Source organism: Bacillus sp. NS1, from assembly GCF_058248265.1.
This window is the reverse complement of record NZ_JBZAZF010000002.1, coordinates 467,170-493,784: the sequence shown is the minus strand read 5'-3', so window position 1 is coordinate 493,784 and position 26,615 is coordinate 467,170. Positions and strand designations below refer to the sequence as shown.

Annotated in this window: 26 protein-coding genes, 2 pseudogenes and 1 riboswitch; of the genes and pseudogenes, 6 read left to right on the top strand and 22 right to left on the bottom strand. The window is 41.7% G+C overall.

Going from position 1 to position 26,615, the window contains the following annotated elements:
• Positions 1-93: 93 nt before the first annotated feature.
• The 4 genes from ptsG to papB form a co-directional block, all read right to left on the bottom strand.
• Positions 94-2,193, bottom strand: coding sequence for a PTS glucose transporter subunit IIABC (ptsG, locus tag AC4CV5_RS08080; protein WP_166853320.1), 2,100 nt, complete (start codon positions 2,191-2,193; stop codon positions 94-96).
• Positions 2,194-2,422: 229 nt separating this feature from the next.
• Positions 2,423-3,268, bottom strand: coding sequence for a glucose PTS transporter transcription antiterminator GlcT (gene glcT / locus AC4CV5_RS08075; protein ID WP_490337863.1), 846 nt, complete (start codon positions 3,266-3,268; stop codon positions 2,423-2,425).
• 83 nt (positions 3,269-3,351) lie between these two features.
• Positions 3,352-4,317, bottom strand: a complete 966-nt coding sequence (locus AC4CV5_RS08070; RefSeq protein WP_166853324.1) for a LacI family DNA-binding transcriptional regulator — start codon at positions 4,315-4,317, stop codon at positions 3,352-3,354.
• A gap of 282 nt (positions 4,318-4,599) precedes the next feature.
• Complete coding sequence (papB, locus tag AC4CV5_RS08065) at positions 4,600-5,694, bottom strand: di/tri-peptidase (protein ID WP_166853326.1); 1,095 nt, start codon at positions 5,692-5,694, stop codon at positions 4,600-4,602.
• A 164-nt stretch (positions 5,695-5,858) separates the two neighbouring features.
• Between papB and AC4CV5_RS08060 the strand changes: the two genes are divergently transcribed.
• Positions 5,859-6,062: a hypothetical protein gene (locus tag AC4CV5_RS08060; protein WP_166853328.1), complete on the top strand. Its 204-nt coding sequence runs from the start codon at positions 5,859-5,861 to the stop codon at positions 6,060-6,062.
• A 37-nt stretch (positions 6,063-6,099) separates the two neighbouring features.
• Here the strand turns inward: AC4CV5_RS08060 and pfeT are convergent, their stop codons facing one another.
• From pfeT to ykzS, 5 genes are all read right to left on the bottom strand, one after another.
• The gene (gene pfeT, locus AC4CV5_RS08055) at positions 6,100-8,013 is read right to left on the bottom strand and encodes a metal-transporting ATPase PfeT (RefSeq protein ID WP_166853331.1); all 1,914 of its coding nucleotides are present in this window, start codon (positions 8,011-8,013) and stop codon (positions 6,100-6,102) included.
• Positions 8,014-8,247: 234 nt separating this feature from the next.
• Complete coding sequence (gene stoA, locus AC4CV5_RS08050) at positions 8,248-8,700, bottom strand: endospore biogenesis thiol-disulfide oxidoreductase StoA (protein ID WP_248602762.1); 453 nt, start codon at positions 8,698-8,700, stop codon at positions 8,248-8,250.
• Positions 8,701-8,795: 95 nt separating this feature from the next.
• A complete protein-coding gene (ykvU, locus tag AC4CV5_RS08045; protein WP_490922425.1) occupies positions 8,796-10,133 on the bottom strand; it encodes a sporulation protein YkvU in 1,338 nt (445 codons plus the stop codon).
• Positions 10,134-10,248: 115 nt separating this feature from the next.
• Positions 10,249-10,878 carry a cell wall hydrolase gene (locus tag AC4CV5_RS08040; RefSeq protein WP_166853336.1) on the bottom strand — a complete coding sequence of 210 codons (630 nt, stop codon included), beginning with the start codon at positions 10,876-10,878 and terminating at the stop codon, positions 10,249-10,251.
• Between the two features lie 298 nt (positions 10,879-11,176).
• Entirely contained in the window at positions 11,177-11,371 is a 195-nt protein-coding gene (gene ykzS, locus AC4CV5_RS08035; RefSeq protein WP_166853338.1) for a protein YkzS, read from the bottom strand.
• A 164-nt stretch (positions 11,372-11,535) separates the two neighbouring features.
• On the opposite strand from ykzS, the gene AC4CV5_RS08030 reads away from it, so the two are divergent.
• Positions 11,536-11,721 (top strand): YkvS family protein, encoded by a 186-nt coding sequence (locus AC4CV5_RS08030; RefSeq protein ID WP_003232446.1) that lies wholly within the window; start codon positions 11,536-11,538, stop codon positions 11,719-11,721.
• Between the two features lie 120 nt (positions 11,722-11,841).
• Here AC4CV5_RS08030 and AC4CV5_RS08025 read toward each other — a convergent pair whose 3' ends face one another.
• From AC4CV5_RS08025 to AC4CV5_RS07995, 7 genes and pseudogenes are all read right to left on the bottom strand, one after another.
• Positions 11,842-12,132, bottom strand: a complete 291-nt coding sequence (locus AC4CV5_RS08025; RefSeq protein ID WP_166853340.1) for a DUF3219 family protein — start codon at positions 12,130-12,132, stop codon at positions 11,842-11,844.
• Positions 12,133-12,417: 285 nt separating this feature from the next.
• The gene (locus AC4CV5_RS08020; protein WP_222142725.1) at positions 12,418-13,353 is read right to left on the bottom strand and encodes a glycosyl hydrolase family 18 protein; all 936 of its coding nucleotides are present in this window, start codon (positions 13,351-13,353) and stop codon (positions 12,418-12,420) included.
• 97 nt (positions 13,354-13,450) lie between these two features.
• The gene (locus AC4CV5_RS08015; protein ID WP_166853343.1) at positions 13,451-13,678 is read right to left on the bottom strand and encodes a LysM peptidoglycan-binding domain-containing protein; all 228 of its coding nucleotides are present in this window, start codon (positions 13,676-13,678) and stop codon (positions 13,451-13,453) included.
• A gap of 15 nt (positions 13,679-13,693) precedes the next feature.
• A complete protein-coding gene (locus AC4CV5_RS08010; RefSeq protein ID WP_166853345.1) occupies positions 13,694-14,893 on the bottom strand; it encodes a DUF3880 domain-containing protein in 1,200 nt (399 codons plus the stop codon).
• Between the two features lie 316 nt (positions 14,894-15,209).
• Positions 15,210-15,422 (bottom strand): annotated as a pseudogene (locus tag AC4CV5_RS08005) (tunnelling fold family protein); the annotation flags it as partial.
• 69 nt (positions 15,423-15,491) lie between these two features.
• Positions 15,492-15,761 (bottom strand): annotated as a pseudogene (locus tag AC4CV5_RS08000) (tyrosine-type recombinase/integrase); the annotation flags it as partial.
• A 232-nt stretch (positions 15,762-15,993) separates the two neighbouring features.
• Positions 15,994-16,740, bottom strand: coding sequence for an SDR family NAD(P)-dependent oxidoreductase (locus AC4CV5_RS07995; protein WP_222142723.1), 747 nt, complete (start codon positions 16,738-16,740; stop codon positions 15,994-15,996).
• Between the two features lie 167 nt (positions 16,741-16,907).
• On the opposite strand from AC4CV5_RS07995, the gene AC4CV5_RS07990 reads away from it, so the two are divergent.
• Positions 16,908-17,264 carry a winged helix-turn-helix transcriptional regulator gene (locus AC4CV5_RS07990; protein WP_022553431.1) on the top strand — a complete coding sequence of 119 codons (357 nt, stop codon included), beginning with the start codon at positions 16,908-16,910 and terminating at the stop codon, positions 17,262-17,264.
• Positions 17,265-17,843: 579 nt separating this feature from the next.
• Here AC4CV5_RS07990 and queF read toward each other — a convergent pair.
• The 5 genes from queF to AC4CV5_RS07965 form a co-directional block, all read right to left on the bottom strand.
• Complete coding sequence (queF, locus tag AC4CV5_RS07985) at positions 17,844-18,341, bottom strand: preQ(1) synthase (protein ID WP_003218613.1); 498 nt, start codon at positions 18,339-18,341, stop codon at positions 17,844-17,846.
• A gap of 17 nt (positions 18,342-18,358) precedes the next feature.
• A complete protein-coding gene (queE, locus tag AC4CV5_RS07980; RefSeq protein WP_072182859.1) occupies positions 18,359-19,090 on the bottom strand; it encodes a 7-carboxy-7-deazaguanine synthase QueE in 732 nt (243 codons plus the stop codon).
• Positions 19,083-19,532 carry a 6-carboxytetrahydropterin synthase QueD gene (gene queD, locus AC4CV5_RS07975; RefSeq protein WP_072182858.1) on the bottom strand — a complete coding sequence of 150 codons (450 nt, stop codon included), beginning with the start codon at positions 19,530-19,532 and terminating at the stop codon, positions 19,083-19,085. Before queD ends, queE begins: the two co-directional genes overlap by 8 nt.
• On the bottom strand, positions 19,525-20,184 hold the full coding sequence (queC, locus tag AC4CV5_RS07970; protein ID WP_490922419.1) for a 7-cyano-7-deazaguanine synthase QueC: 660 nt from the start codon (positions 20,182-20,184) through the stop codon (positions 19,525-19,527). The genes queD and queC overlap by 8 nt, the downstream gene beginning before the upstream one ends.
• A 128-nt stretch (positions 20,185-20,312) precedes the next feature.
• A riboswitch (PreQ1 riboswitch) is annotated at positions 20,313-20,357 on the bottom strand.
• A gap of 140 nt (positions 20,358-20,497) precedes the next feature.
• Positions 20,498-21,541 carry a YkvI family membrane protein gene (locus AC4CV5_RS07965; protein ID WP_490922418.1) on the bottom strand — a complete coding sequence of 348 codons (1,044 nt, stop codon included), beginning with the start codon at positions 21,539-21,541 and terminating at the stop codon, positions 20,498-20,500.
• Between the two features lie 366 nt (positions 21,542-21,907).
• Here AC4CV5_RS07965 and clpE point away from each other — a divergent pair, with 366 nt between their 5' ends.
• From clpE to motB, 3 genes are all read left to right on the top strand, one after another.
• Positions 21,908-24,007 carry an ATP-dependent protease ATP-binding subunit ClpE gene (gene clpE, locus AC4CV5_RS07960; protein ID WP_222142718.1) on the top strand — a complete coding sequence of 700 codons (2,100 nt, stop codon included), beginning with the start codon at positions 21,908-21,910 and terminating at the stop codon, positions 24,005-24,007.
• A gap of 388 nt (positions 24,008-24,395) precedes the next feature.
• Positions 24,396-25,208 carry a flagellar motor stator protein MotA gene (motA, locus tag AC4CV5_RS07955; RefSeq protein WP_003238984.1) on the top strand — a complete coding sequence of 271 codons (813 nt, stop codon included), beginning with the start codon at positions 24,396-24,398 and terminating at the stop codon, positions 25,206-25,208.
• Complete coding sequence (gene motB, locus AC4CV5_RS07950) at positions 25,180-25,965, top strand: flagellar motor protein MotB (RefSeq protein WP_166853373.1); 786 nt, start codon at positions 25,180-25,182, stop codon at positions 25,963-25,965. Before motA ends, motB begins: the two co-directional genes overlap by 29 nt.
• 39 nt (positions 25,966-26,004) lie before the next feature.
• Here the strand turns inward: motB and mhqR are convergent, their stop codons facing one another.
• A complete protein-coding gene (mhqR, locus tag AC4CV5_RS07945) occupies positions 26,005-26,442 on the bottom strand; it encodes a MarR family transcriptional regulator MhqR (RefSeq protein ID WP_003232475.1) in 438 nt (145 codons plus the stop codon).
• Positions 26,443-26,615: the final 173 nt, after the last annotated feature.

The following is a 26,615-nucleotide window of genomic DNA, read 5'->3' as shown; positions in this document are numbered from 1 at the left end:
ATCATTCTCCTTTTAACTTAAAGCTATATTACTTCACAATATTATATCATACAGCCGTACTTGTCATCTGACAAGCACAGCGTACTAACACCTTTATTTTTCAATTTTCACAATGTCTTCTTGCTCTCTGTTGACTGAGCCGCTTGCTTTCATGCTGACTGTTTCTCCTTCAGCAAGGTTCGTAAATACAATCGGTGTCATAAGAGACGGTACATTCGGTTTAACTGCGTCCAGATCAACTTCAAGAAGTTTTTGTCCAGGCTCAACGCGGTCTCCTTCTGATACGAAAGACGTAAATCCTTCGCCCTTCAGGCTGACAGTATCAATACCAAAGTGGATCAAAATTTCTCTTCCGCCGTCGGATTGCAGGCCGATCGCATGTTTCGTCGGGAACACATTTAGAATTTTCCCTCGAACCGGTGATACGACAATACCTTCAGAAGGGAGAATTGCAAAACCGTCACCCATCATTTTTCCTGAGAAGACTTGGTCAGGAACATCAGTAATCGGGTGAATTTCCCCGGCAATCGGAGAAACGAAAACTTCCTCGCCGATTTCATTTTGCAGCGGTTCTGCAATGACTTCCTCAACCTGCTGACCTACTTCCTCTTGAGCAGATGTTGTCGGTTCAGGTCTTGGCTTGCGTCCCGCAATGATGTCTTGCATTTGTGTTTTTAAACCGTCAGAACGCGGTCCGAAAATAGCTTGAATGTTGTTGCCGACTTCCAGCACCCCGGATGCGCCGAGCTGTTTCAGACGGTCTTTATCAACCTTTTTCTGATCGTTTACAGTCACACGAAGACGAGTGATACATGCATCAAGGTGTTTGATGTTTTCCTGGTCACCCATTGCCTGCAGGATCTCGTATGGAAGATCTCCTGCTTCACCAGTTTTCCCAGATGCTGCTGTTTCTTCCGTAGCATCCTCGCGTCCCGGTGTTTTCAGATTAAATTTGCGGATCGCAAATCGGAATCCGAAGTAGTAAATGACCGCAAGTCCTAAGCCGACAGGGATGACAAGCCACCATGCCGTCCGGTTCGGTAAAATACCGAATAGGAAGTAGTCAATTAAACCGCCGGAGAATGTCATACCAATCTTAACATTCAACAGCTGCATGACCATGAATGAAAGTCCCGCAAACACACAGTGAATCGCAAACAAGACAGGGGCAACGAATAGGAATGAGAATTCCAATGGCTCTGTGATCCCTGTTAAGAAGGATGTCAAGGCCGCTGAACCCATAATACCTGCAACGAGTTTTTTGTTTTGCGGTTTTGCTTCATGATAAATCGCAAGTGCCGCAGCAGGCAGACCGAACATCATAAATGGATATTTACCTGTCATAAACGTACCTGCTGTTAACTGTACGCCGTCTTTAATCTGCGCCATAAAGATACGCTGATCCCCGCGGATGATTTCCCCTGCTGCACTCTTATAGCTGAAGAATTCATACCAGAACGGCGAATAGAAAATGTGGTGCAAACCGAATGGGATAAGCGAACGTTCAATCACCCCGAAGATAAATGCAGCAAGGGTTGGATTCGCTTCCACTAATCCTGTTGAAAAGGCATTCAATCCATGCTGGATCGGAGGCCAGATCACTAACATAATAAGACCCAGAATCAGTGCAGAAATTGATGTAACAATTGGAACGAAACGTTTACCCGCAAAGAAACCAAGATATTGCGGCAATTCAATTGTGTAAAATTTGTTAAATAATAATGCAGCTAACACACCGACGATAATACCGCCGAACACGCCTGTCGCCAAGGTAGGTATACCAAGCATGTTTACATATGCAGGATGGTTTTCCGTGAAAAACTTGGCTCTTTCGATTGAATCGGAAGGAATGGTTCCGTTTGCAAGAAGAACCGCACTCATGGATACGTTCATCACCAGATAACCGATAATTGCTGCAATCCCTGCAACTCCATCACCGTTGGCAAGCCCGATGGCTACACCTACTGCGAATAGAAGCGGAAGGTTATCAAAAACAATCTGCCCAGCGCTTTCCATAACACCTGCTACGAGCTGAACATTGTCATTGCTCAAGAAATGCAGGACCTGAATCATGTCCTTATTTTGCATCGCATTCCCGATCGCAAGCAAAATACCCGCAGCCGGAAGGATTGCAACTGGAAGCATAAGCGCACGCCCAATTTTTTGAAGAACGCCGAATAATGCTTTAAACATAAGAATTGACCTCCTCTTTTTACTAGTCTGACCTTACAGCTAAAAATCATGACAACGAATTCACAGGCGTAAGTCTTCCAGTTTAACCGTTTACATTTGCCCTTTTACACAACAAAAAGGGCATGAGCAAAATTGGGTGCGCAAAAGAACGAGAATGGACTTCCCGTTTTTTCCCCTCAATCACTCATGCCTGATCGAATCAGTAACACGTTATAAGGATAAACTGAATTTATGAAATTTTATTGGTTAATCGGTACAGATGAAGCGTCAGGTAAACCGCTTCCGCCTCATGAACTGGTTTCTTCAATGTTTGCTGCAAGATTTTAATCAATTTCCAAGCTGTATTGTAGCATAGCGGATATTCATTTTTCAATAACAACATTAATTTTTCTGGTTCTTTAGTCGGTTCTTCTTTTTTAATTCTTTCTATTGTAAATCTGATATGCCGGATCAGCCGCAAATAGTTGACACTTTCCTTGTTTACTTTCATTTGAAACGAGTCTTCAATCACCTCGACAAGCTGCGCCATCAGCTGCGAGTGCTGATTGACTTCGGACAGCGGACGGTTTGTCAGAGCTGAATGGATATGCAGGGCGATAAAACCGATTTCACCTTCCGGAAGGCAGATTCCCGCCTTTTCATTGATCATATCTATAACTTCTTTGGCAATTTGATATTCTTCAGGATATAGTGACTGAGTCTCCATTAAAAATGGATTTTTCATATCAAAGCCCTGCTGCTGCCTTTTGATCGCAAATGCGATATGGTCTGTCAGCGCAATGTGAATATGTTCATTTAATGGGTGGTTTGTCCTATTGCTGATGTGATAGATGACATCGTTTGAAATATCAACGAGCTTTTCATCAACATAGTCAAGGAGCTTTTTAAACTGCTTTTGTTCCTTCTCGTCCTTTAAAATGAACATTTTATCGTAGCCTTTATCTTCAATGACATCATCTTGTTTTTTCCCGAAACCAATACCTTTTCCGATTAAAACGACTTCGCTATATTTATGATGAGAAGCAATTAAGACGTTATTATTCAGTACCTTTTTCACTGTGAAGGACCCATTCACGATCCTCAGCTCCTTTGTCATTCAATACCTCATATCGTACATAACGAACGGAATGCGCGTCAAACCTTTTTTCAACGCTTTCACTAAACAGTCGATCTTTCGATGAGACGGTAATCCAGAACTTTCCTTTCAATCGACTTTCCCTGAATTCTTTTTTCCAGCATGGCAAACGCCTGCTTTCCCATTTCCTTTGTCTGAATATCGATTGTTGTGATACCAAGTGATTGGCTTATTTCATGGTTATCAACGCTTAGGATTGAAAGCTCATCCGGTACCGATACCCGCTGGGCCTTTGCTTCTAGTAAAAGCCCTGCTGAAACTTGATCATTGGCAACAAAAATAGCCGTCGGCCTTTCCTTCCACGTTTTCCACTTATGAAAAAGTGCCTTTCCATCATTGATTGTAATCGCTTTCTCGATCACCCAGTCTTCATGAAATGCCTCTCCGATCTCTTCCAATGCTTCTTTATAGGCTTTGATTCGAAAATGGCTGTTCATGCCTTTTTTTCTAGCCAAACAGATGGCTATTTTTTTGTGCCCTTTGGCAATTAAATAGTCCAATCCGTACCGGAATGCTTGTTGGTGAGGAATGCTGATGGTTGGGAAACGGCCGATGTCTGAATTCTGGCAGAGCAATATCGGGCCTTCCCATTCCATGAGTTTCTCATCAGCAAGCGCCTTTGAGCAAAAAATCAGCCCGTCAACCTGACGCTGCTTTAATTGGGACAACGCAAAGAGTTCTTTCTGAACATCATAGTTTGTTTGGAATAAAGAGAGGTGAATCCCGGATTCCGCGGCTGCGTCGGCTATACCTGCAATCAGCTCCGCAAAATAAGGCAGATTAACCGTCGGCAAGACAACACCAATCATGTTTGAAAATCCTTTCGACAAATGCACAGCGTGGATATTTCTCGTGTACGCCAATGCTTCCATTGCCTCAAGCACTCTATTTCTTTTGTCTTCACTGACGTAAGGATGATTGTTTATAACGCGGGAAACCGTTGTAACGGAGACACCAGCTTTTTCTGCAATGTCTTTAATATTAGCCATAGATTCCCTTCTTTCTAAATTCCCTTGATCTGGAATGCGTTTCATACAATATGATATGAACGACCAGACATATTTTGTGTTTTTAGAGCTGAAAGGAGAAGATCACATGGGTTTCTTCATTTTAATTGGATTATGTCTGACTGTTCTCGGCGGCAGCTGTCTTGCAGTAAAACCTCTCAACCAAAAACATGAAATTAAACCATTTCGAACATTTGATGATTTTTTTATTTAATGCAGATAAAAAAGGACGATGTCGAGAACAAAGTCCTTTTTTACTTCCTGTTACGACAGTATGATTAATTCCTTTGGATATTGAGTCAGAGCAACCGCTCCGTCCTTTGTGACATGAACGTCATCCTCAATGCGCACGCCGCCGATCTCAGGCACATAAATACCCGGTTCGATCGTGTAGACCATGCCTTCCTGCAGCAGAGTATCGTTTGCTTGGCTCATTGATGGGTACTCATGGACAGAAATCCCGAGTCCGTGGCCCAGCCGGTGAGGAAAATAATCTCCGTACCCTGCTTTTTCAATGATTCCGCGGGCAGTTAAATCCAGATCTCCGATTCTGACACCGGGTTTGCTTGCCTCAATCGCGGCTTTTTCCGCTTGAAGCACGGTCTCATAGATTTCCTCTTGCTTCGTATTGATGGTCTTATATGCAAACGTTCTTGTAATATCAGAGCAGTAGCCGTCAAGAATCACACCGAGATCAAATAAAACAAAATCACCTTTCTTCAACGTGGCCGTCCCCGGATTTCCATGTGGCTGGCCTGATTTTTCTCCAAACAAAACCATTGTGGAGAAAGACATGCCCTGAATTCCTTTTTTCTTCAGCTCATACTCGATTTGAGCGAGCACTTCCACTTCACTGATGCCTTCACGCAAAGCGGCTGTGCCGACTTCAACACCATAATCAGCAAGCTTTGCAGCCTCTTTCAGCAAACGAATTTCATTGTCGTCTTTCATCAAGCGAAATTGATTGAGTGTTTCTTCTGCTGAAACAAATTGAGCCCCGCCCACTGAATGCTTCAGCTGTTCTGAGCGTGATAGTGAGATCGAATCCTTTTCTACCGCGAGTGTATGTATGCTGATATTTCGCTTTTTCAAGGCTTTCTCTATCAGCTCCCACGGATTTTGATGATCCGCATAACCAATAATTTCATGATTCCAGCCTGCGTTGCGGGCCTGGTTTGCTTCCATCCCAGGACAAACAAAGAAAGGCTCCTCTTCTTGAAAAATAAATAAACCCATTACTCTTTCATGCGGCTCTGTGTAAAAACCGGTTAAGTAAAAAACATTCTCTTTCGTATGAATAAATGCGGCAGTATGCCCCGCTTCCTTTAACCATGAAGAGACGCGTTGTATTCTATTCATTTCTTGTTCCTCCCTGCCATTTGCAATGCATTGTTCTGTCTTCTATTGTAACAGGTTTTAGAGGTGTTTGCCTTTCGCGGCGCCTTCGTTTTCGATCCATTTTATTTCCTGCCCCGCTTCCTGTATACTGACAGTAGAGTTTAAGCACAGGGAGTTGTTCCGTTTTGCTGATGAATTTTTTCAGACGAAAAGCAGTTATGCTCTTAACGGTTTTGGGAATTTCCGCTCCTTTTATCGGCATGAAGATGGTCGGTTTTTATTATTACAGCTCTATCATAGGCTGTGCAGCAGGTTGCCTATTTTGCATCCTTGCTCTCATCATGGTTACGAAAAAATCCGATAAAGACAAAAAAGAAGGAAAAGCTTGATACATAAAAAACCAGCAGCCCAATTGGACTGCTGATTTTATTTTAGAAGTCTTAACCCGTTTAAGATCACCAAGATCGTACTTCCCTCATGACCGATCACCCCAAATGGCAATTCCATCACCTGCAAAAAGTTTGCACAAATCAGCAAGCAGATCACAGCTAGAGAAAACACGATATTTTGTTTGATAATCCTGTTCATTTTCCGTGACAAGCGGCACATGTTTACGAGCTTTTTCAAATCGTTTTTCATGAGTACCATATCAGCAGTCTCAAGAGCGACGTCTGTTCCGCCGCCCATTGCAATGCCGACATCCGCCGCTTTAAGTGCCGGCGCATCATTGATTCCGTCACCGACCATTGCAATCGTTCCGAATTCTTCTTTTAACCGTTTGATTTCATTCACTTTTTGGTCAGGCAGGCATTCTGCCGCAACAGTTGTCATTCCGGCTTCCTGCGCTATCGCTTGAGCCGTGTCCTGATGATCTCCTGTCAGCATGGCCGTTTTAATCCCAAGTCGGTTCAATTCTTCCATGACCTCTTTTGTTTCGGGCCTGATTTGATCTTTCAGTGCGATACAGGCGGCTATTTGGTCATCCTTTTTTACAAATACAATCGTATGGCCGCTTTGATTGACATCTGGTACTGTTTGTTTTATAAATTGTGCTGCCATTTCCTCGCCGATAAAACCCGCTTTGCCGATCTTCCATTTCGCGCCCGACACTTCGGCCATAACGCCAAACCCTGAAGTTTCTTCTATAGATATGTAGCCAGACTGATTTACGCCGCGGCTTTCAGCGTACGTTGTTATCGCTTGAGCGAGCGGATGGCTTGATTGCGTTTCGATGGCATAGACGGCCTCAAGAACTTCCGCTTCACTGAATCCTTCTGCAATTTTGATAGTCTCAACGGCAGGCTGGCCTTTTGTTACAGTGCCTGTTTTATCAAAGGCGATCATTTGCACAGAGCCCAGCTGTTCAAGAAAGACGCTTCCTTTCACAAGCATACCGTTGCGGGCGCCATTTGAAATCAAGGACAGCGCCGCCGGCATAATAGAGGCGACAAGCGCACAAGGTGAAGCGACAACCATAAACACCATTGCGCGGTAGAAGGTTTCACTCCAGCTCCAGCCCAGCGCAAAGTGCGGCACGAATAACAAGAGCCCTACCGCGATCAGCACACCTTTTACATAAGCATTTTCAAATCGTTCGATGAAAGCCTGTGCGGGTGAAACACTGCTTTGCGCAGATTCAACCAGTTTGATAATTTTTCTGAATAACGAATCTTCATTTGCTTTCGTGACACGGACGGTCAAAGAGCCGTTGCGATTCACAGTTCCCGTAAATACCGCGTCGCCGGTGTTTTTTTCTACAGGCATTGATTCACCTGTTAATGCTGACTCATCAATGCTTGTTGATCCCGATTCAATGATACCGTCTGCCGCTACGCGTTCTCCAGGTTTGATCACAATCATATCACCGGCCTGCAAATCCGAAACCGGAACTCTTTTGGTTTCGCCACCGACCATCAGTGTTGCTTCTTCAGGCTCAAGCTGCATTAAAGATGTTAAATCTCTGCTGCTTTTATTCATCGTGTATGTTTCTAAAGCTCCGCTTAAGGAAAAAATAAATATTAAAATTGCACCCTCTGCCCAGTATCCGATCAAGGCGGAACCAATGGCAGCGAAAATCATTAAAAGTTCTACATTCAGCGTTTTGGATTCAAGCGTTTCTTCGATTCCTTCCTTTGCTTTAGCAAATCCGCCGATCACAAAAGCCAGCAGGTAAAGTGTTATTGATAATACTTGATGTCCGGATAAGAGCCAGCCTGCCAAAATTAGAGCGCCTGACACGAGTGCAGCGATAAGCTCCGCATGCTGTGCCAGGTTTTTTTCTCTCTGCTCTGTTTTTAATGGCTCATGCGGATCGTGTTTAACGATAACTTGTTCATTCATATCGAATTCTCCTCTCTAATTGAGAACGTAAATCATCTTCATTTCTTTTATAAAAACAAAATTGCTGCCTAAAAGGCAGCTTTATTGTCAGTTATTTCTTGATGTCTCCTTTATTATAGCATGCGTAATGAGAATTTCAATTATAATTATTTTAATTTCTTTTTGATAATAATTATCATTAATATTTATCCGATTCTTCACTATATGAAAAAAGCTGAGAGGCTATGCTCCCAGCTATTCTTCCGTCCATTCTTTCAGTTGTTCAGCCGTCATCGGGCCAATTTTTGTTTTTTCAATTTCTCCCTTTTCATTCAGCAAAAATGATGTTGGGATCGTGATGATATGATACTCCTTCATCAATTCTCCTTTTGAGTCAAGAACTATCGGAAACGTCAGCTTGTTTGCTTTAATAAAGTCTTCAACAGTTTGCTGGTTTTGTTCTGAGTTCACTAAATTCACCGTTACCAGCTTTACGCCATCGGATTGATGGGCATCATAAAACGATTGAAACTGGGGAAGTTCCTTTTTGCAGGGCGGACACCATGATGTCCAAAAATGCAGGATGGTTTTTTGCCCTTTATTCGGGATCGAGATATCTTCCCCTTCTATCGTTTTCATAAGAAAAACAGCGGGAACTGCAGGCTGTTTATCCTCAGCTGCTGACACATCAGGAAACGATGCAATCATCCCCAATAACACAAGGCATACAGTAAGCAAGCGTTTCGTCAACTTGGAATCTTCCTTTCATGCTTTTCAATTAGCTTGCCCCTGCTTTTTCTTTATCATCCTTCAATTCGCGGCGCTCTGTTTCCTCCCGTTAGGAAAACAGATACCTGCAGCGCTTTGCAGATCGTGACATAGTGAAGGCTCGTCAGCAAAATCATCCCGGTATTCATCCCTAGGATTATCCCAAGCATTTGCAGATTCTCCATTGATCCCAGCACATACATCATACTTAGCGCAACGATATGGCTCCACACATTGTGATAAAAAGCTTCTTTCACAAACCCCATCCCGATTAAGCACGCCTGCAGCGGCATGACAAACAGATGAAAGAGAAAGTAAGGCCACAACAGCTGCAAGTAATACTGCGCTTCAGGGGAGTGAAAAAACAAATGTGTAAGAGGTCCCGCAAACTGGAACATGATCCAGACGGCCGGTATGCCGTAGCCAAACGTAATGAAAATCGACTGCTTCATCCTTTTTAATACGATATCATACTGAGAAAGCGCATAAGCTTCCGAAATACTCGGTATCATGACGACCATTAACGAATGGGCAATAAAAGCGGGAAACGACCCTATCGTCACAGCCACTCCCGCCAGCATTCCGTATTGATCGATTGCCGCTGTCCCGGCAACACCTGCAGCCAAAAGCGCTCCTTTTACTAAAAAGGGTTCAATCGCATTGACAACCGCATGAAAAATGCGCAGTCCTGTTGTAGGAATGGAAACGGCAAGCAGTCTTTTTCTCACATCCTTTCCTCGCAAATGAATGTGCTGCTGGCCGGATACCGCCCGCCTCGCTATGATAAATTGCGAATATAAATAAACAAGCACAACCACATCACTCACAACTAAGACAAACAAGGAAATCAGCACAGCCATGTCCAATTCAAATGAGTACCATTGAAAAAAGAGGAATAAGCACAAAAGCTGGATGATTTTTTTCAGCACATTGGCGATTGCGATCTTCCCCATTTTTTGCACACCCATAAAGTAGCCCCTGGCGATTGAAGTAAAGGCGACAATAGGAATTAAGCCGATAACAATCCCTTTAATAAACGGGTGGTATGTATCAAATACCGGAATAAACGGAAGCGCAATACTGGCGGCGGCAGTAGAAAACGCTGTAAAAACGACCGTCATTCTGAATGCGTGCCTCAGCATGCTTTCATGGAGCTTAGGGTTTGATTCGGCAATGAATTTAGAAATTGAGATCGGCAGTTCCAGGCTTGCGATGACAATAATTAAAAAGATCGTGGGCAAAATACTCATGTAAAGCCCCATCCCATGCTCGCCAAGCTCCCGCGCCAAAATCATATTCACGACAAATTCAAGGCATTCAGCGAAAAAGGCGGCAATGGATAAAAGAATGATCCCTTTCACAAATCGATTCATGATGTCTCTCCTTGTCTCTTGTTACCAACATCATATGAGACAAGTTCATAAATTATTTTATTTTTACTCTTTATATGAAAAAAAGCACAGCTGAGACAAATTGTCTCTTCTATGCTTAGATGGCAAAAACGTGCCTGCCGATTTTTTCTATGATTTTTCTTGAACGAATCCAATCATCTGACGCTGTTTTCGGATTATAAAAGAATATAGCATCTGTTTCTCTATTTTTTGAGGACAGCGCTTCTTCGGCAGCAGCAACCGATTCTTTATCAGGCTTTTGATTAATGCTTCCGTTTGCGACTGGTTCAAAGGCGTTTTTCTGATAAATAACCCCTCTAATGGTATCAGGAAAACCTTTTTTCTCTGTTCTGTTCAGCACAACGCTTGCTACAGCTACCTTGCCTTTATATGATTCTCCTTTGGCCTCTGCGTGAACGAGACGGGACAGCAAATCTTTTTCAGACTGTGTATATGTTTCATTCTTTTCTGTTGTTTTGTCTGGCTTGTCTTTCTCTTTCTTTTCAGTGTGTGCTGATAGCTTGATCGGCTTTATTTTTTTCTGGTCCTTATCAGCAGACAGTGAAGGGAAAGATTCTTCTCTGCCTTGATCTATATGTGTAAGCCATTTCGCTTCTTCATGTTTTGTCTTCTTTGTGCTCAGTAGTGAAGCTTGTGTATGTTCAATTTTTGCTGCAGGCATGAAACAAAGAAGAAAAACAGCCAGAGCAGTAAATTTCGTCGTCATACCGTTTCCTCCTTAAAGTGCTCAAAAAAACACTTCATAACCTTAACAAGAGATCAATTCATTTTCACGGAAAAAGATTTTCCAACTCTCCCAAGGAGGCATCAGGATGGAATATACCGGATGACAGGCTGGTTAATGGAAGAAAAACAGCCTAAAATTCCATAAATATTGTCAATCAAAAACATTTTTATCCATTTTTTATGTTTTACATTTTGTTTACACCTGTTACAACTGATTGTAATAAAAGGCCTGTATTCTGTCATATATGATAAAAAGGCTTCTCACGTATGAGAAACCTTCAGCTTCTTGGCTGTTCTAAATATTGAAATATAACATCCCCGCCTTGCTGGGCAATTCCTCGGAAATGTTTAAAATCATCTTGTTTAGATAACACAGCCCTGAATTCCAGGAAATGCTCTTTCTGGACTCTCAGTTCGTTTATTGCGCCGGTGCGCAGCTGTTCAATCATTTCTGTTATTTCTTCTGGACGCAATGAAAATCCCCCCTTTTCTTTCTTTTGACGAAAATCAATATACCATCTTTATAACGTCGGGACAATTCATTAGGGAGATAAAACTCCTTATCGCTTTACTTCTCAATGAAAATACTGCAAAATACTTTCAAAAGGCATTATTATGTTTAAAGGAGAGGAAGCTTGTGAAAATCGCAAAGGTTGGAAACGTCATTGAATTTAAAAACGGATTAACCGGTGTTGTTGAAAAAGTAAATGAGAATTCTGTTATCGTTGATGTAACGATTATGGATAACTATCGGGATCTTGAGTTAGATTCATTGACAGTTGTAAATCATAAAAATTATAAGATCATCAGAGACTCCTATTAAAACCTCCTTATTTCCACATTCATTTTAAAAACTGCAAGACGGACAATTAAACACCTTACATATGAAATTCGCTTTCTCAAAAGCTGCCGGCCGGCAGCTTTTTTACCTCAAAAACACCGATTATGAATCGGCGTTTTTGTCTGTTTCCGTTATTTCTATATAGAACTCGCTGACAGATCCTGCTTCATACAGGTTGGTCAATGATGTTGAATAATTTGTAATTTCCCCCCGGAAGGCAAGATTTCGTTCCGGAACCTCGACGTTAAACGTTCTTTCATACAACAGGACAGCGATATCATGGTAAGTCTCACTCGTAACGTTTAGAGTAAATGCAATTTTGCGCTTCGGCTCGCTCTCCTCTTGATATGCAGCCATTTCTAACGTTACATCGTTTAATCGTAATGTCTTCACTTCATATCACTCCTTTATAGTCCATGCATCTTAGCATACCTTAACGAACGTTTACAATGAATCTGTTCCGGCTTGTTATGTTAACCAATTCTTTAGAAAAGACACCTTTACAAACATATGTTCGTTAATCTATAATAAAACAGACGAGCTGCCATCCAGCATCCCGTCTTTTCATTAGAAAGCGGCGAGTCGAATTCCCCCCCGAATTCACTCGTCTTTTTTTATGTAAAAAATCCCCTGCATTTCGCAGGAGAAATGATATTAACGATTATCAATTGTTTCCGCCTATATTTTTTTAAACACTTTATTCCAGACTGAAGTATCCTCTTGTCCAAGACTCCAGCTGCCAAGACCTTTCAGATTATATTTTTGAACAAGTTTTATTTTTGCTCTGAGAGACTGTTCATTTTCAAACCATAATGTATACGTTTCTGGAGGTAATAAGCCTTTCTTATCGTGGGTGATCGTAAAAACAGCTTTTGGAGATTGACTCTTTGTGTCAAAAATAATTGTCCCGTTATGTCTTTTTACTAATGAGTCAACAAGATAAAGGGGAATGGCTTGGGAGTTAGATTCGCCATTCATCCAGCAGCGCCCATAGAATGGCAATCCTAAAACTAGTTTTTGAGGGGGGATTTTTTGGGTCAGAGCATATTGAATGGACTTTTCCACCCACCCTACACTTGCAGTAGGCCCAGCAAGGCGACTTTCATCATAGGCCATAACCATTAGATAGTCCGCATGTTTAGCTAAATTCTCATAATCATATGATCCGTGCCAGCCCCTCGTCCAGCCAAAAGGATTTGCCGCTACTGCAACTGATACCTCTTTATGCCCAGGAATGCCTTTTCTTACTAGTCTAACAAAATCCGTTAATGCCTTCCGATCTTTCTCTGTAAGGTTTTCTATATCGATATTAACTCCGTCCAGATCCAGTTCTTCTATTGCATTAGAAATTTGTTTTGCCAAGAGCACTCGGTTGTTCAACGCAAATCTTCCCAAATCCTGATCCCAATGATTGCTTAGAAAAGGAACTACTTTTAATTTTCTTCTATGGAGAGCTTTAATCACATCAGGATTAGCCGAACGGAGAAGCAATGATCCATTTTTTCTGATATAGAAAAAGTCTGGAGACACGACTTTTAATACTCCGTTAGTTTGATCAGCGTGTTGAATAATATCGAAACCTAATCCAGAATAGAAATAGCTCATTTGAAACATCTCATAACCCCTTCATTCCCCAAAATATCATATTGCAACAAATAAAAAAATTGAAGATTAACTATTTCAATTTGTTTCGTTTGCGAGACCCCATAAATTACCTTTCTCTTATCTTTAACATTTGTCCAGGATAAATTCTATCTGAAGAAAGCTTATTAAGATTGATAAGTTGTTGTACTGGAATATTAAAGTATTTGGAAATCATCCATAATGTATCGCCAGATTCCACATGGTAAACCTCGTATGTCACGGGAAATTCCATATAACGAGGCGTTCTTTTTACTTTATTCTCTTGATTTCTTGTTTTAGGTATTTTTCCCTTCATTCATATTACTCTCCTTTAGAAAAATTTGTTTTTAACATTTCTAGACCGTTTCTCTCTAATCTTAATAATTTGTCCAGCATAAATTTGATCTGATTTGAATTGATTAAGCTCCATGATTTGCTGCAGAGAAACTTTATACTTCATGGCGATTTTCGTTAATGTTTCACCGGGAGTAACATGATGAATCTCGTATTTTTCTTTGAGAACATCTACATAATGAATGGTTTCTCCTACGTTATTTAAGATTCCTCTGCTTTTTAGCACCTCAATCATTCTCTCTGCTCTATGCCGATAGGAATCATTCTTTACTGCCTTTTTACCTTTTATCTGAATCTTTTTTCTCTCGCTATCATTATTCAAGTAGTATTTAACTTTTTCCAATGTTTCTTTGGGGGAGGAAGAAACGATGAGATCGCGGCCAGGTTTGAATTTACCTCGAACTGCTGGTGTATCCGATGTCAATAAAAACCCCCCGGAACCAAGAATCTCATAGGTGCGTTGCGTAAGTTGGCTTTCACAGTTTTGCAAACCGATAATGATTTTTGCTGAACTGTAAACTTTATATGCTTCTGTATAATCAAGGTATCCATGAATCCAATTGCGGGGAATTTCTCTTCCTATATGTTTACTCATTTTTTCCCAATTTCTCCCCCAAAAATCAATGCGAATACCTTTTCGTATAAGAGGACGAATAAGCGTTTTTAAAGAGGACGAACGAAACACTTCCGGATGTTCTTCAAGAAAATTAGGGTAAGCGTTGGCCACCACCGCTACATCACAACTGTATTTCTCCAATGGTTTAATCTGGTGATGTATACTTTCGTGATATGCAAAGTCTAAGTGGGCTGCTTTAATCCCCATCCTTTCATAAGTTTTACACAGGGAAGGTGTAACGGTGAAAACAAAATCCGGTTTCATCTTTTTAATTAATGGGATGGTAAAGGTTTGAGTGTGCAGCGGATCTTCGGTTGCCCAATAAACGAGGGGGATATTCACCTTTTTAGTAGCGTTGCGAATCCAGACTTGCTTTTCCTTTGAATGCTCTGGTGTCCATCCCATAGATACTATTAGATCCGGTTTAAATTCGTCTATCATTTCAGTAATATTTTCCCGGCTTACAGGGCCCGAAATCATTACGGTATGGCCTGCTTCCCTAAACCCATTTGGTAAACCATAAAGCCACATGGGATGACTCTCGAGAAAAAGAATTTTCACACATTTTCGTCCTCTCTTTCACTTTTTAGTGTCTACTTTATTGGTATGTATAAGTAAAATAATTTGTCGCGGTACCAGTCTATAAAAATCGTTCAAGTGCAACATAACGTGATTGGATATGGATGCCCCACAAAAAAAGAAAGCAATCTACAACATATTTTCCTTTGATTTTGTTAGCCTTTCTGCCAAAATACTTTCGTTAATAAATTGTTTTTGTGCTTAAAAGAAAAAGACGTACACATTTGTACGTCTTACATTACCTCTGCAATAGCAATTTATTTGCATAAAAGTCATAATAGGCACGCTTTTATAGTGATTAACGATTATCAATTGTCTCCGGATACAAATCATGGTTCATCATGCGGTACTCGGCCATTTTCTCATACTTCGTGCCAGGTTTTCCATAGTTTGTGTACGGGTCAATGGAAATTCCGCCTCTTGGCGTGAATTTGCCCCATACTTCGATGTAGCGCGGGTCCATTAACTCAATCAAGTCATTCATGATGATATTCATGCAGTCCTCGTGGAAGAAAAGGCAGGTCAAAGTCTTGTCCCATAAGTACTTGCTCTAGACATTAATCATGAAGTCACACCAATTTCACACCTTACCAAACGATTGATCAAGTTTTTTAGACACTTCAGCGTCCATTGCAGGAAGAACATGAGTATATGTTTTTAGTGTCGTTGTAATTCGTGCGTGCCCCAATCTTTCCTGAACAATCCTAGGGTTAAAATTTAGAATCCCAATTAAAAAGGTAGCATGTGTATGTCTTAAATCATGGCAGCGAAGTTTAGGTAAATTCAATGCATCTCTTGTTACATTAAATGATCTCCTATAATTATTAGGATGTACCCAGTTCCCAGTTTTAGAACATACAACGCCCCCGTTACTTTAAGTACATTTAATCACAGTGTAATCTTTTTTACAGGTCATTTAGTGGTAGCCCCGGGAAAATGCGAATTTACAACGTTAATCAAATTCAAACATAAAAAAGTCGAATTCCCTGTCCTTTAAGGAAAACGACTTTTTTATACGACTTCTTCAAGTAAATCCCCATTAACCTTTTTTGGGGACTATTTGTAATCTCTGCGCAGTGAAATTATACCTGTGCTAGCCCGCCATCTACGAACAATTCAACACCCGTCAAGTAACTGCTTTCGTCTGAAGCAAGGAAAGATACAGCGTTTGCTACTTCTTCAGGGGTCCCAACTTTTCCAGCTGGAACAGTATTTCTGGTATTTTCCATTGCTCCTTCAAGTGCATCACCAAAAAGCTCATCGTATGCAGGTGTAAGAATAACTCCTGGACTAACCACATTTACACGGATTTCAGTACCTTTTAGGTCAAGAATCCAGTTGCAAACTAGTGCTCTTAAAGCTGCTTTAGATGCTCCATATACACTAAACGCTGGGTTGCCAATTGATCCAGCAGTAGAGCCCGTTACAATAATAGAACCTACTTTGTCCGGGAATAGTGATAACGCTTTTTGAACAGTAAAGATGGTTCCTTTAACGTTAATGTCGAACGTTCTATCAACCTGCTCTTCAGTAATTTCACCTAATGGAAGGAAGTTGCCGATGCCTGCATTAGCAAAAAGAATGTCCAACTTACCTTTTTCCTGCTTTATAATGTCATATAGTTTGTCTAAGTCTTCAAGCTTAGAAATATCACCTTGAACACCGGTTACGTTCTTGCCAATTTGGTTAACAGCTTTATCAAGTTCGTTTTGTCTACGTCCTGTGATATAAACATATGCACCTTCGTTTACAAACTTTTGTGCTGTAGCAAGACCAATCCCACTTGTTCCACCCGTTACAAGCGCTATTTTACCTTCAAATTTACCCATACTTAACACTCCTTTAGAATTAATATTATTTTATGTCTAGTACCTTTAAGTACTTGAAGAACAACTTACAAGATATAGTATCCTTTAGTAAGCACATTATCGGAAGTACCCACTTTTTTGTGATATAGTAACTAAAAAGTAATAAATGGGAATGGAGAGCTTTAGACATGAAAAAATTTAGCTGTGGGTTTGAAGTGACAAAGGAAGTTATTGGAGGAAAATGGAAAGGCCTTGTATTATACTTTTTAATGAATGGACCAAAGAGAACGAGTGAATTAAAGCGCATTATCCCAAATATAACTCAGAAAATGCTGATTCAAACACTTAGAGAGCTTGAAGCCAGTGGACTTGTGAGCAGAAAGATGTATAATCAAGTACCGCCGAAGGTTGAATATTCATCCACTGAACTTGGAGAATCTCTTAAACCTATCTTGCAGGAGCTCTGTCAATGGGGAAGCCATTATGCGGAGCAAGAGTATGCAGAAGGTGAATATGAAATTGTACAACCAGAACAACTAAGTTAGGATTGATGTAGCTGCTGAAGTAAATGCTAAACAACTTCAATACCATCACCTAACAGATGAAGAACAGTCAGAAATAAATGAGATATTCAATTTTGAAAGTGAAGTTCTAATAAGAAGTGTCATGGACTATATTCAGGAGAACTTTGATGAAATTCAAAAAAGAGCTGTTTCAAATGTTAAAGAGAAGGTTCAGAAACTTAGCCAAAAAATAATGAAGATATTGATAATAATATTTAATGCCTATGATCTCTAGATAGGCATTTTTTCTTTCGGATAAAAAAGAAAAGACGTACAAATTGTACGCCTTAATCTGCTTCTGTACTTCAATTTTTCACTGCATAAAAGTCACAGTTCAGGTTGCACCTCAGGTCACACTTTTTAATACAATTCCCATGAGTAGAGCCATTTTCAGGTGTGACTTTTCCGACTTTTATTGAGCTTAGTGCGGGTCACACTCCGGTCACTTCGGGTCACACTTCGCTGTGACCAGGTCACATTTCCGCTGAAAATTAACGCTGAATGTTCGGATTTTACTGTGACTCCACTTCGTTTCACACTCCGTATCACACAACGGAAAAATTAACGATTATCAATCGTCTCCGGATACAAGTCATGGTTCATCATACGGTATTCGGCCATTTTCTCATACTTCGTGCCAGGCTTTCCGTAGTTTGTGTACGGGTCAATGGAAATTCCGCCTCTTGGCGTGAATTTGCCCCATACTTCAATGTAACGCGGGTCCATTAATTCAATCAAGTCGTTCATGATGATGTTCATGCAGTCTTCGTGGAAGTCTCCATGGTTTCTGAAGCTGAACAGGTACAGCTTTAATGATTTGCTTTCAACCATTTTTTCATCAGGAATGTAGCTGATGTAGATTGTTGCAAAGTCAGGCTGTCCTGTTTTCGGGCATAAAGATGTGAACTCAGGACAGTTGAATTTTACAAAGTAATCACGGTTTACATGTTTATTCGGGAAGGATTCCAGCACGTCCGGCGCATATTCAAACAAATAATTTGTTCCTTGGTTGCCAAGCAGTGTGACACCTTCTAATTCTGATTCTTTTCTTGTCGTCATATTTATCTTCCTTTCTATTATACTCCGCGTTTGTTGCCCCATAAGAGGGTGTGGAGCTGCGGAAGCACTCTGACCAGATTCAGCTCCGCGTCGACAGCTACCTTATCAACAAGCGCTTCATATTTTCCAAGCAAATGTGCAATCAGTGACTGATCATCTGTCGTATGCACATCATCATTACCGACTTGTAAATAAAACGGGATTCCCGGGTAACGTTTGTGCACCGTTTTGGCAAACTCCAGATCTTCATCATTAAAAATGACTACCTTCAAGCTGCAAGCATGCTGTCTGTTATTCTCTTTAAGTGAAGTCAAAATGTGATCAAGCTTTTGAAAGTTTGTCACCATTTTTGAGCTTGGCGGTTTTGGAGAAATTGTCAGATCATCAATCAGCGTAAACCAATCCTGATAAACGGTCCCCTGGGTTTCGAGCGCTGCACGGATGTTATTTTTCTTCAGAAGTTCGATAAATGCATCCAGCTGCTTTAACAGGGCCGGGTTGCCGCCTGAGATCGTCACGTGGGAAAACGCGTCTCCGCCAATGTCCTTAAGCTCTGCAAAAATCTCCTCAGCCGTCATCCAGCGAATATCTTTTTTAGCAGACCCATCCCAAGTGAAGGCGGAGTCACACCAGCTGCAGGAATAGTCACAGCCGGCTGTACGGACGAACATCGTTTTCTGTCCGATCACCATGCCTTCTCCTTGAATCGTCGGGCCGAATATTTCTAATACAGGAATTCCTTTAGCCATTCAAACCACCCTTTTTCGGACGGTAGACACAGTAACTTGTCGGTGTTTCACGGACAAACACCTGTACACAGCTCGGCTTATTCTCCAATGTGTCTAAATAAGCCTGTACGTTGTCATAAATCGTTTTCGCCACGACTTCAGTTGTCGGCAGCGAATACCGGTCGTCCTGAGAAAAATCTTCATGATCATTTAAAAGCGTATGATCATAGTTTCCGTGCACCAGTTTTTTGAGCACGCTGAAATTGACAAGGAAGCCGGAGTCGTCAAGTTCGTCGCCGGCAACAGTTATATTTACGGTATACGTGTGCCCGTGAACCCTGCTGCACGCTCCAGCACTTTCCCTAGGGATAAAATGAGCAGCTGAAATGTGCATGTCCTTATTCAATTCAAATGAATAAGGATGCTGGGCCTGCGGATAAATTTGAGATAACAATTTATGCACGCTCTCCTTTCATCGCCATATACTCTTCATACCCTTTTGAACGAAGGTGGCATGCCGGACATTCGCCGCAGCCGTCTGCGATGATGCCGTTATAGCATGTCAGCGTGTTGTTTTTTACAAAATCAAGCGCGCCAAGCTCATCTGCAAGCTTCCACGTTTCTGCCTTATTAAGCCACATGAGAGGCGTATGAATTACAAACGGCTTCTCCATTGCCAGATTTACGGTTACATTGCAAGATTTCACGAATTCATCACGGCAGTCAGGATAACCGCTGAAGTCTGTCTCGCACACTCCTGTAATAATGTGGCGCGCACCAATTTGGTATGCAAGGATAGACGCAAAGGATAAGAATACCAAATTGCGGCCCGGAACGAATGTGGATGGCAATTCACCGTCTTTTACTTCTATCTCAATATCATTTCTAGTCAAAGCATTTGGTGCAAGCTGATTTAAAAGTGACATATCGAGCAAATGGTTTTTCACACCAAGCTTTTCTGCAATGGATTTTGCCACTTCGATTTCCTGCGAATGACGCTGATTATAATGAAAAGTCACCGTTTCGACTTCTTTGAACTCCTTTAGAGCCCACAGTAAGCATGTGGTGCTGTCTTGACCGCCGCTGAATACGACAATTGCTTTTTCTTTTTTCATGATTCCTCTCCTTCTCCGCAATCAAAACTTTCGGCGAGAGACATCGCTACAGCTGATTCACACAAAAAAACACCTTTTCGGAAGGTGCTCTAGAAAAACATAAAAAAGGCCGTATCCAAGGATACAGCTCGTCCTTAGTTTTTTATAGAGGGTGTAGCTAGAACCTCTCCCGCATATCGCACGGATTTTCTTCAATTTTTCACTTCTGCTATCTTACCATAATGTTGTTTTTCTTGACAATAAAAAAAGTCAGCCCCTAGCTCTCGATCAAGCATCGTTCTGCAATGACGGCTCGCTTCATTATATATGTATGTTACAAACTGCGCCGCCGGGGAGCCTTTTTGCAAATCAGGGCGCCTATGAAGGCCAGGCTCACATAGCCAAACAAGGGATAAATCGTTGAAATTAGCTTGCCGTATCCAATTTGGCTTGTGATATAAGCCGTAATCATAATGGCTGCGAAGATATATTTGCTTTTCATTGGCAGAAAGCTCTGCACTTGTTTTTCCAATCCATATAGATTGCCGATAACTGATGTGAACACTTCACCGAAAATAATGAGCAAATAAATCAAATGGACAGATCGCGCAAAGAGATAAACCACTTGAGCCATCGGTATATCATACAAAAATACATCCGGGAGAGTCGACAAAGACAGAAAACTCGCGGACAGCACAATCGTCAGCATCGTGCCTCCGATTAAAGCGCCTTTTTTTATCACTTTTTCCGATGGCATTTCATTCGCCAGCGGAACCAAAACCGCTTGGGCAAGCGATAAATTCAAAGCTCCGTAAGAAACTGCAGATAACAGCCAGTCCCAACGATGCGGCCAGACCCACTGAGCTGCGTTCCGCGACTCGCTGAAAATAAAAGAGTCGGCCACCACGATCATAGAAAAGATGATCAAAAGAGGAACAACAAACACATTGACACCGAAAATGCCTTTTACCCCTTTAGTCATCACCATTAAGCTCAATCCGATTGTAATCAGCATCCCAATCTGAGCAGACATCCCCAGCTGTTCCTCAAAAAGCGCCCCTGCCCCAGAAAGCATAACAGATGTGACACCGAGGAGAACAAACAGCATAAACACATTGATAATCCGCCCAGCCGTCGCCCCGAACAAGAATATGTTCATTTCTTGATATGACTTAGCATTGATTCGCTTTGAAATGACCATCAGCTTGGCCCCCAGAAACGTAAACATTCCGCCGCTGACGATGATACCGAATAAACCGAACCAGCCGAACTTCAGAAAAAACTCAACAATTTCCCTGCCAGTCGCAAATCCAGCTCCGACTACTGTGCCGATATACACAAAAGCAAGCTGACTTGCAGACCCTTTTGATTGTTCCATTTCTCCCCTCCGAACGAACCGCAGTTTTGTCCATATATGCCTTTTTATAACCTATGAGACAAGTTCCTTGAAAAGACGAAGAAAACATGTTTTACTGTGTAAACAAATCAAAAATATTTTGTGCAAAAGACTTGAAAGTCAAAGAAGGTCAGAGTATACTACTAATCAAAGTTGGTCAAACTAACCGGCCTTTTTTAAAAATCAATTGGTCAAAGTTAGTCAAATAGTCAGACTGCTCTGAGCATATTGTTTTGAAAGCCGATAAGTTTGCCGTATACTATTAGTCAAAGAAGGTCAAATTAAAACGGCCTTTTTATTCACATTCATTGGTCAAAGAAGATCAAATTTTTAAGGAGGTTTTGGCAAATGCGTTGTCAACATTGTCATCAAAACGAGGCGACGATTCGCCTTAACATGCAAATAAATTCCGTTCATAAACATATGGTGCTATGTGAAACTTGCTATAACGAACTGACCCGTAAGCCTTCAATGAGCATGGGTCCTCAATCTTTCGGATTTCCGTTTGAACAGGCATTCCAGCCGAATGAACAAAGCGCAGCAAAACATAGCGAGAAAAAAGGGTTGCTTGATGAGCTGGCTCAAAATATTACAAATGGAGCAAAAGCCGGCCTTATTGACCCCGTCATCGGCCGTGATGAAGAAGTGGCGCGCGTGATCGAAATTCTGAACCGCCGCAATAAAAACAATCCGGTTCTTATCGGGGAGCCGGGTGTAGGGAAAACTGCCATCGCCGAAGGACTCGCTTTAAAAATTGCTGAAGGTGATGTTCCAAACAAACTGAAAAACAAAGAGCTTTACTTGCTTGATGTTGCATCCCTTGTTGCAAACACAGGGATCAGAGGCCAATTTGAAGAGAGAATGAAACAGCTGATCACTGAGTTGAAAGAACGAAAAAATGTCATTCTGTTCATTGATGAAATTCATCTTCTCGTTGGCGCAGGCTCTGCAGAAGGATCAATGGACGCAGGCAACATTCTTAAACCTGCACTTGCCAGAGGCGAACTGCAAGTCATCGGTGCGACAACACTGAAGGAATACCGTCAAATCGAAAAAGATGCCGCACTAGAAAGACGTTTTCAGCCTGTCATGGTGCAGGAGCCTTCAATTGAACAGGCCATCCTCATTCTGCAAGGGATCAAAGACAAATACGAAGCATATCATGGTGTGACATTCAGTGATGAAGCAATCAAAGCATGTGTGACTTTATCATCCCGTTACATTCAGGATAGACACCTGCCGGATAAAGCCATTGACTTATTAGATGAAGCTGGTTCAAAAGCCAACCTGTTAATTGATGAACTGAATGATGAAGATGCGGCTGAACGCTTAACTGCGATTGAAGCCGAAAAAACGAAAGCCCTAGAAGAAGAAAATTACGAACTGGCGGCAAAACTCCGTGATGAAGAAATCGCATTGGAGAAAAAGCTGAACAGCTCTTCTGCTCATTCCGCTGTCACTGTGGAAGCTGAGCATATTCAGGATATCATTGAACAAAAAACAGGCATCCCTGTCGGCAAACTGCAGGCAGATGAACAAACAAAAATGAAAGAGCTTGAATCAAAACTACATGAACGCGTGATCGGACAAGAAGCCGCTGTTCAAAAAGTTGCAAAAGCGGTAAGACGAAGCCGCGCCGGATTAAAATCCAAAAACAGACCAGTCGGCTCCTTCCTCTTTGTCGGTCCTACCGGCGTAGGGAAAACAGAGCTTTCTAAAACGCTGGCAGATGAATTATTCGGCACAAAAGACGCTATCATCCGTCTCGATATGAGCGAATACATGGAGAAACACGCCGTATCTAAAATCATCGGTTCACCGCCTGGATATGTCGGCCATGAGGAAGCTGGGCAATTAACAGAAAAAGTGCGCCGCAATCCATACAGCATCGTGTTGCTGGATGAGATTGAAAAAGCACACCCTGACGTTCAGCATATGTTCCTGCAAATTATGGAGGACGGCCGTCTGACAGACAGCCAAGGCAGAACCGTAAGCTTTAAAGACACTGTAATTATTATGACAAGCAACGCGGGTGCTGGTGAGAAACAAACGAAAGTCGGTTTCCAATCAGATGACAGTGTAATCGAAGAACAAACATTGATTGATTCACTGAGCATGTTCTTTAAACCTGAGTTCCTCAACCGTTTTGACAGCATTATTGAGTTCCGCTCACTGGAAAAAGAACACTTGGTCAAAATCGTCAGCCTGCTTCTTGGAGAACTTGAAGAAACATTGGCTGAACGCGGCATCAGCTTGAGTGTGACAGACGAAGCGAAAGAAATAATCGCTGAGCTGGGCTACCACCCTTCATTTGGCGCACGTCCGCTCAGAAGAACCATCCAAGAATGGATTGAAGATAAAATGACCGATCTGCTGCTTGACAATAGCGAGATCACAAGTTTTCATGTCACTGCAGAAGATCATACAATCAAAGTGCAAGCGAAATAATGATCAGCGGTTTCCTATTTAGGAAGCCGCTTTTTTGTATTTTCATACTCTTGACTGAGAAAATACCGTCCCTTCCCCCGAAGTGTTACTTCCCTTCATCCTTTACACTTTTCTTAAGGAGGGATGAAACATGTTTATATACAGTGAATATTTATTTCTATTATTATATGAAAACCGCCTGCAGGACAGCTTGCAATCAAGCTGCCAATTTCAATACCGCTAAACCCTTGGGCTTTTCAATTTTGAAAGGCCCGTTTTTGTTTATTTCTCCCTTCTATTCCTCTTCCTTGAATATTTTATGAACAAATTCACAATGTCCCTAAAGTTCCGGGCACCAAAACCGATATTAACCATAGACAAGCTAGTAAAAAAGGATTTGGTGAAAACTATGGATAAAACTTCGTTAATCGGTATTATTCTTGCATTTGTGGCATTGAGCGTGGGGATGGTTCTGAAAGGCGTCAGCTTCAGCGCGCTTGCAAACCCAGCTGCCATTTTAATTATTATCGCCGGGACAATCTCAGCAGTCGTTATTGCGTTCCCAACAAAAGAAATTAAAAAAGTGCCTGCGCTGTTCCGAGTGTTATTTAAGGAAAACAAACAGCTGACAATAGAGGAGCTCATTCCTATGTTTTCTGAATGGGCCCAGCTTGCACGACGCGAAGGCCTGCTTGCTTTAGAAGCAAGCATTGAGGATGTAGATGACGCTTTCCTGAAAAACGGGCTCAGCATGGCTGTTGACGGACAAAGCGCGGAATTTATCAGAGATATCATGACAGAGGAAGTCGAAGCGATGGAGGACAGGCACCAAGCCGGAGCCGCTATTTTTACACAAGCAGGAACGTACGCGCCGACACTTGGAGTACTCGGCGCTGTAATCGGATTGATTGCTGCCCTCTCTCATATGGACAATACAGATGAGCTTGGACACGCTATCAGTGCAGCCTTTGTCGCCACCCTTCTCGGTATCTTTACGGGTTATGTGTTATGGCATCCTTTCGCAAATAAATTAAAACGCAAATCAAAACAAGAAGTAAAACTGCGTGAGGTCATGATTGAAGGTGTTTTATCCGTTTTAGAAGGACAGGCACCGAAGGTCATTGAACAAAAGCTTTTAATGTACCTTCCTGCGAAGGACCGTTTGAAATTTGCAGAACAAGGAGAGGCGCAAAATGGCGAGAAAAAAGAAGAAGAAGCATGAGGACGAACACGTTGATGAATCATGGCTCGTCCCTTACGCCGACATCCTTACTCTTCTCCTGGCATTATTTATTGTGCTGTACGCGAGCAGCTCGATTGACGCAGGTAAGTTTCAAATGCTTTCAAAATCATTTAATGAAGTCTTTACAGGCGGCACCGGCGTAATGGACTACTCCAGTGTCACCCCTCCTGAAAACGAGTCAGACGGAATCGATGAAGTTGAAAAGGAAAAAGAAGAGAAAGAGAAAAACAAGAAAGAAAAAGAAAAGGCAGCTGACCAAGAAGAACTTGAAAATGTGAAGAGCCAGGTGGAAAAGTTCATCAAAGATAAAAAGCTGGAACATCAGCTGGAAACGAAGATGACTAGTGAAGGCCTTCTGATTACAATCAAAGACAGCATTTTCTTTGATTCTGGAAAAGCGACCATCCGTAAGCAAGATATTCCGCTTGCAAAAGAGATTTCAAATCTTCTTGTGATTAACCCGCCGAGAAATATCATCATCAGCGGGCATACTGATAATATGCCAATTAAAAATTCAGAATTTCAATCAAACTGGCATTTAAGTGTGATGAGAGCCGTCAACTTTATGGGGCTTCTGATTGAAAACCCTAAGCTTGATGCAAAAGTGTTCAGCGCCAAGGGCTATGGTGAGTATAAACCGGTGGCATCCAACAAAACGGCGGAAGGCCGAAGCAAGAACCGGCGCGTTGAAGTACTCATCTTGCCGAGAGGCGCAGCGGAAACAAATGAAAAATAGAAAAAAAGGAAGCCTTGTGACATATCAGGCTTCCTTTTTTTACTTATTATGAAACTGTTTTGCGTTTAATCCTACTCTTTTTAACATTTCCGTGCACATCTCTACCTCTTCTTCGCTTAATACGCTGATCATTTCATCAATTTCAGCAGCATGATCGGGGAAAATATCGTTCAAAAGACCGATGCCTTTTTCAGTGATTTGTGCAAATGTCACTCGTCTGTCTGTAGGAGACGCTTTCCGAATGAGGAGTTCTTTTTGCTCCAGCTTATCTACAACGTATGTGATGCTCCCGCTAGCCAAGAGAATTTTATCTCCTATTTGCTGCAGCGGCTGATCACCTTTATGGTACAACAGCTCTAGCACAGCAAATTCAGTCGGATTCAGTCCATGCTTATGAATATGCTTATTCATATGATCGTTAATAGACCGATACGCGCGCGACAGCACGATAAATAACTTCAGTGATTTTTCTGTCATGTCTCAATCATCCTTTTAGAAACCGTTACAGAGAAACATTAATAAACAAAGACCAAAATGTCAATAAAAATCTTTCCAATATTTCTCTTCTTTTTTATATGATAAGCAGCACAACATCTTTTTCTAATTTTTTTGGTTATTTTTTCTTATTAAAGATGAAGAAACAATGATAT

Coding starts and splice junctions, on each gene's coding strand:
- mhqR (WP_003232475.1), bottom strand. CDS start 26,442: ATGACAGAAAAATCACTGAAGTTATTTATCGTGCTGTCGCGCGCGTAT.
- AC4CV5_RS08040 (WP_166853336.1), bottom strand. CDS start 10,878: ATGACGACGAAATTTACTGCTCTGGCTGTTTTTCTTCTTTGTTTCATG.
- AC4CV5_RS08070 (WP_166853324.1), bottom strand. CDS start 4,317: ATGGCTAATATTAAAGACATTGCAGAAAAAGCTGGTGTCTCCGTTACA.
- ptsG (WP_166853320.1), bottom strand. CDS start 2,193: ATGTTTAAAGCATTATTCGGCGTTCTTCAAAAAATTGGGCGTGCGCTT.
- motB (WP_166853373.1), top strand. CDS start 25,180: ATGGCGAGAAAAAAGAAGAAGAAGCATGAGGACGAACACGTTGATGAA.
- queE (WP_072182859.1), bottom strand. CDS start 19,090: ATGGCTAAAGGAATTCCTGTATTAGAAATATTCGGCCCGACGATTCAA.
- AC4CV5_RS07995 (WP_222142723.1), bottom strand. CDS start 16,740: ATGGGTAAATTTGAAGGTAAAATAGCGCTTGTAACGGGTGGAACAAGT.
- motA (WP_003238984.1), top strand. CDS start 24,396: ATGGATAAAACTTCGTTAATCGGTATTATTCTTGCATTTGTGGCATTG.
- pfeT (WP_166853331.1), bottom strand. CDS start 8,013: ATGAATGAACAAGTTATCGTTAAACACGATCCGCATGAGCCATTAAAA.
- queC (WP_490922419.1), bottom strand. CDS start 20,184: ATGAAAAAAGAAAAAGCAATTGTCGTATTCAGCGGCGGTCAAGACAGC.
- ykvU (WP_490922425.1), bottom strand. CDS start 10,133: ATGAATCGATTTGTGAAAGGGATCATTCTTTTATCCATTGCCGCCTTT.
- AC4CV5_RS07990 (WP_022553431.1), top strand. CDS start 16,908: ATGAAAAAATTTAGCTGTGGGTTTGAAGTGACAAAGGAAGTTATTGGA.
- stoA (WP_248602762.1), bottom strand. CDS start 8,700: ATGATTGCATCGTTTCCTGATGTGTCAGCAGCTGAGGATAAACAGCCT.
- queF (WP_003218613.1), bottom strand. CDS start 18,341: ATGACGACAAGAAAAGAATCAGAATTAGAAGGTGTCACACTGCTTGGC.
- AC4CV5_RS08020 (WP_222142725.1), bottom strand. CDS start 13,353: ATGTTTCAAATGAGCTATTTCTATTCTGGATTAGGTTTCGATATTATT.
- AC4CV5_RS07965 (WP_490922418.1), bottom strand. CDS start 21,541: ATGGAACAATCAAAAGGGTCTGCAAGTCAGCTTGCTTTTGTGTATATC.
- papB (WP_166853326.1), bottom strand. CDS start 5,694: ATGAATAGAATACAACGCGTCTCTTCATGGTTAAAGGAAGCGGGGCAT.
- clpE (WP_222142718.1), top strand. CDS start 21,908: ATGCGTTGTCAACATTGTCATCAAAACGAGGCGACGATTCGCCTTAAC.
- AC4CV5_RS08015 (WP_166853343.1), bottom strand. CDS start 13,678: ATGAAGGGAAAAATACCTAAAACAAGAAATCAAGAGAATAAAGTAAAA.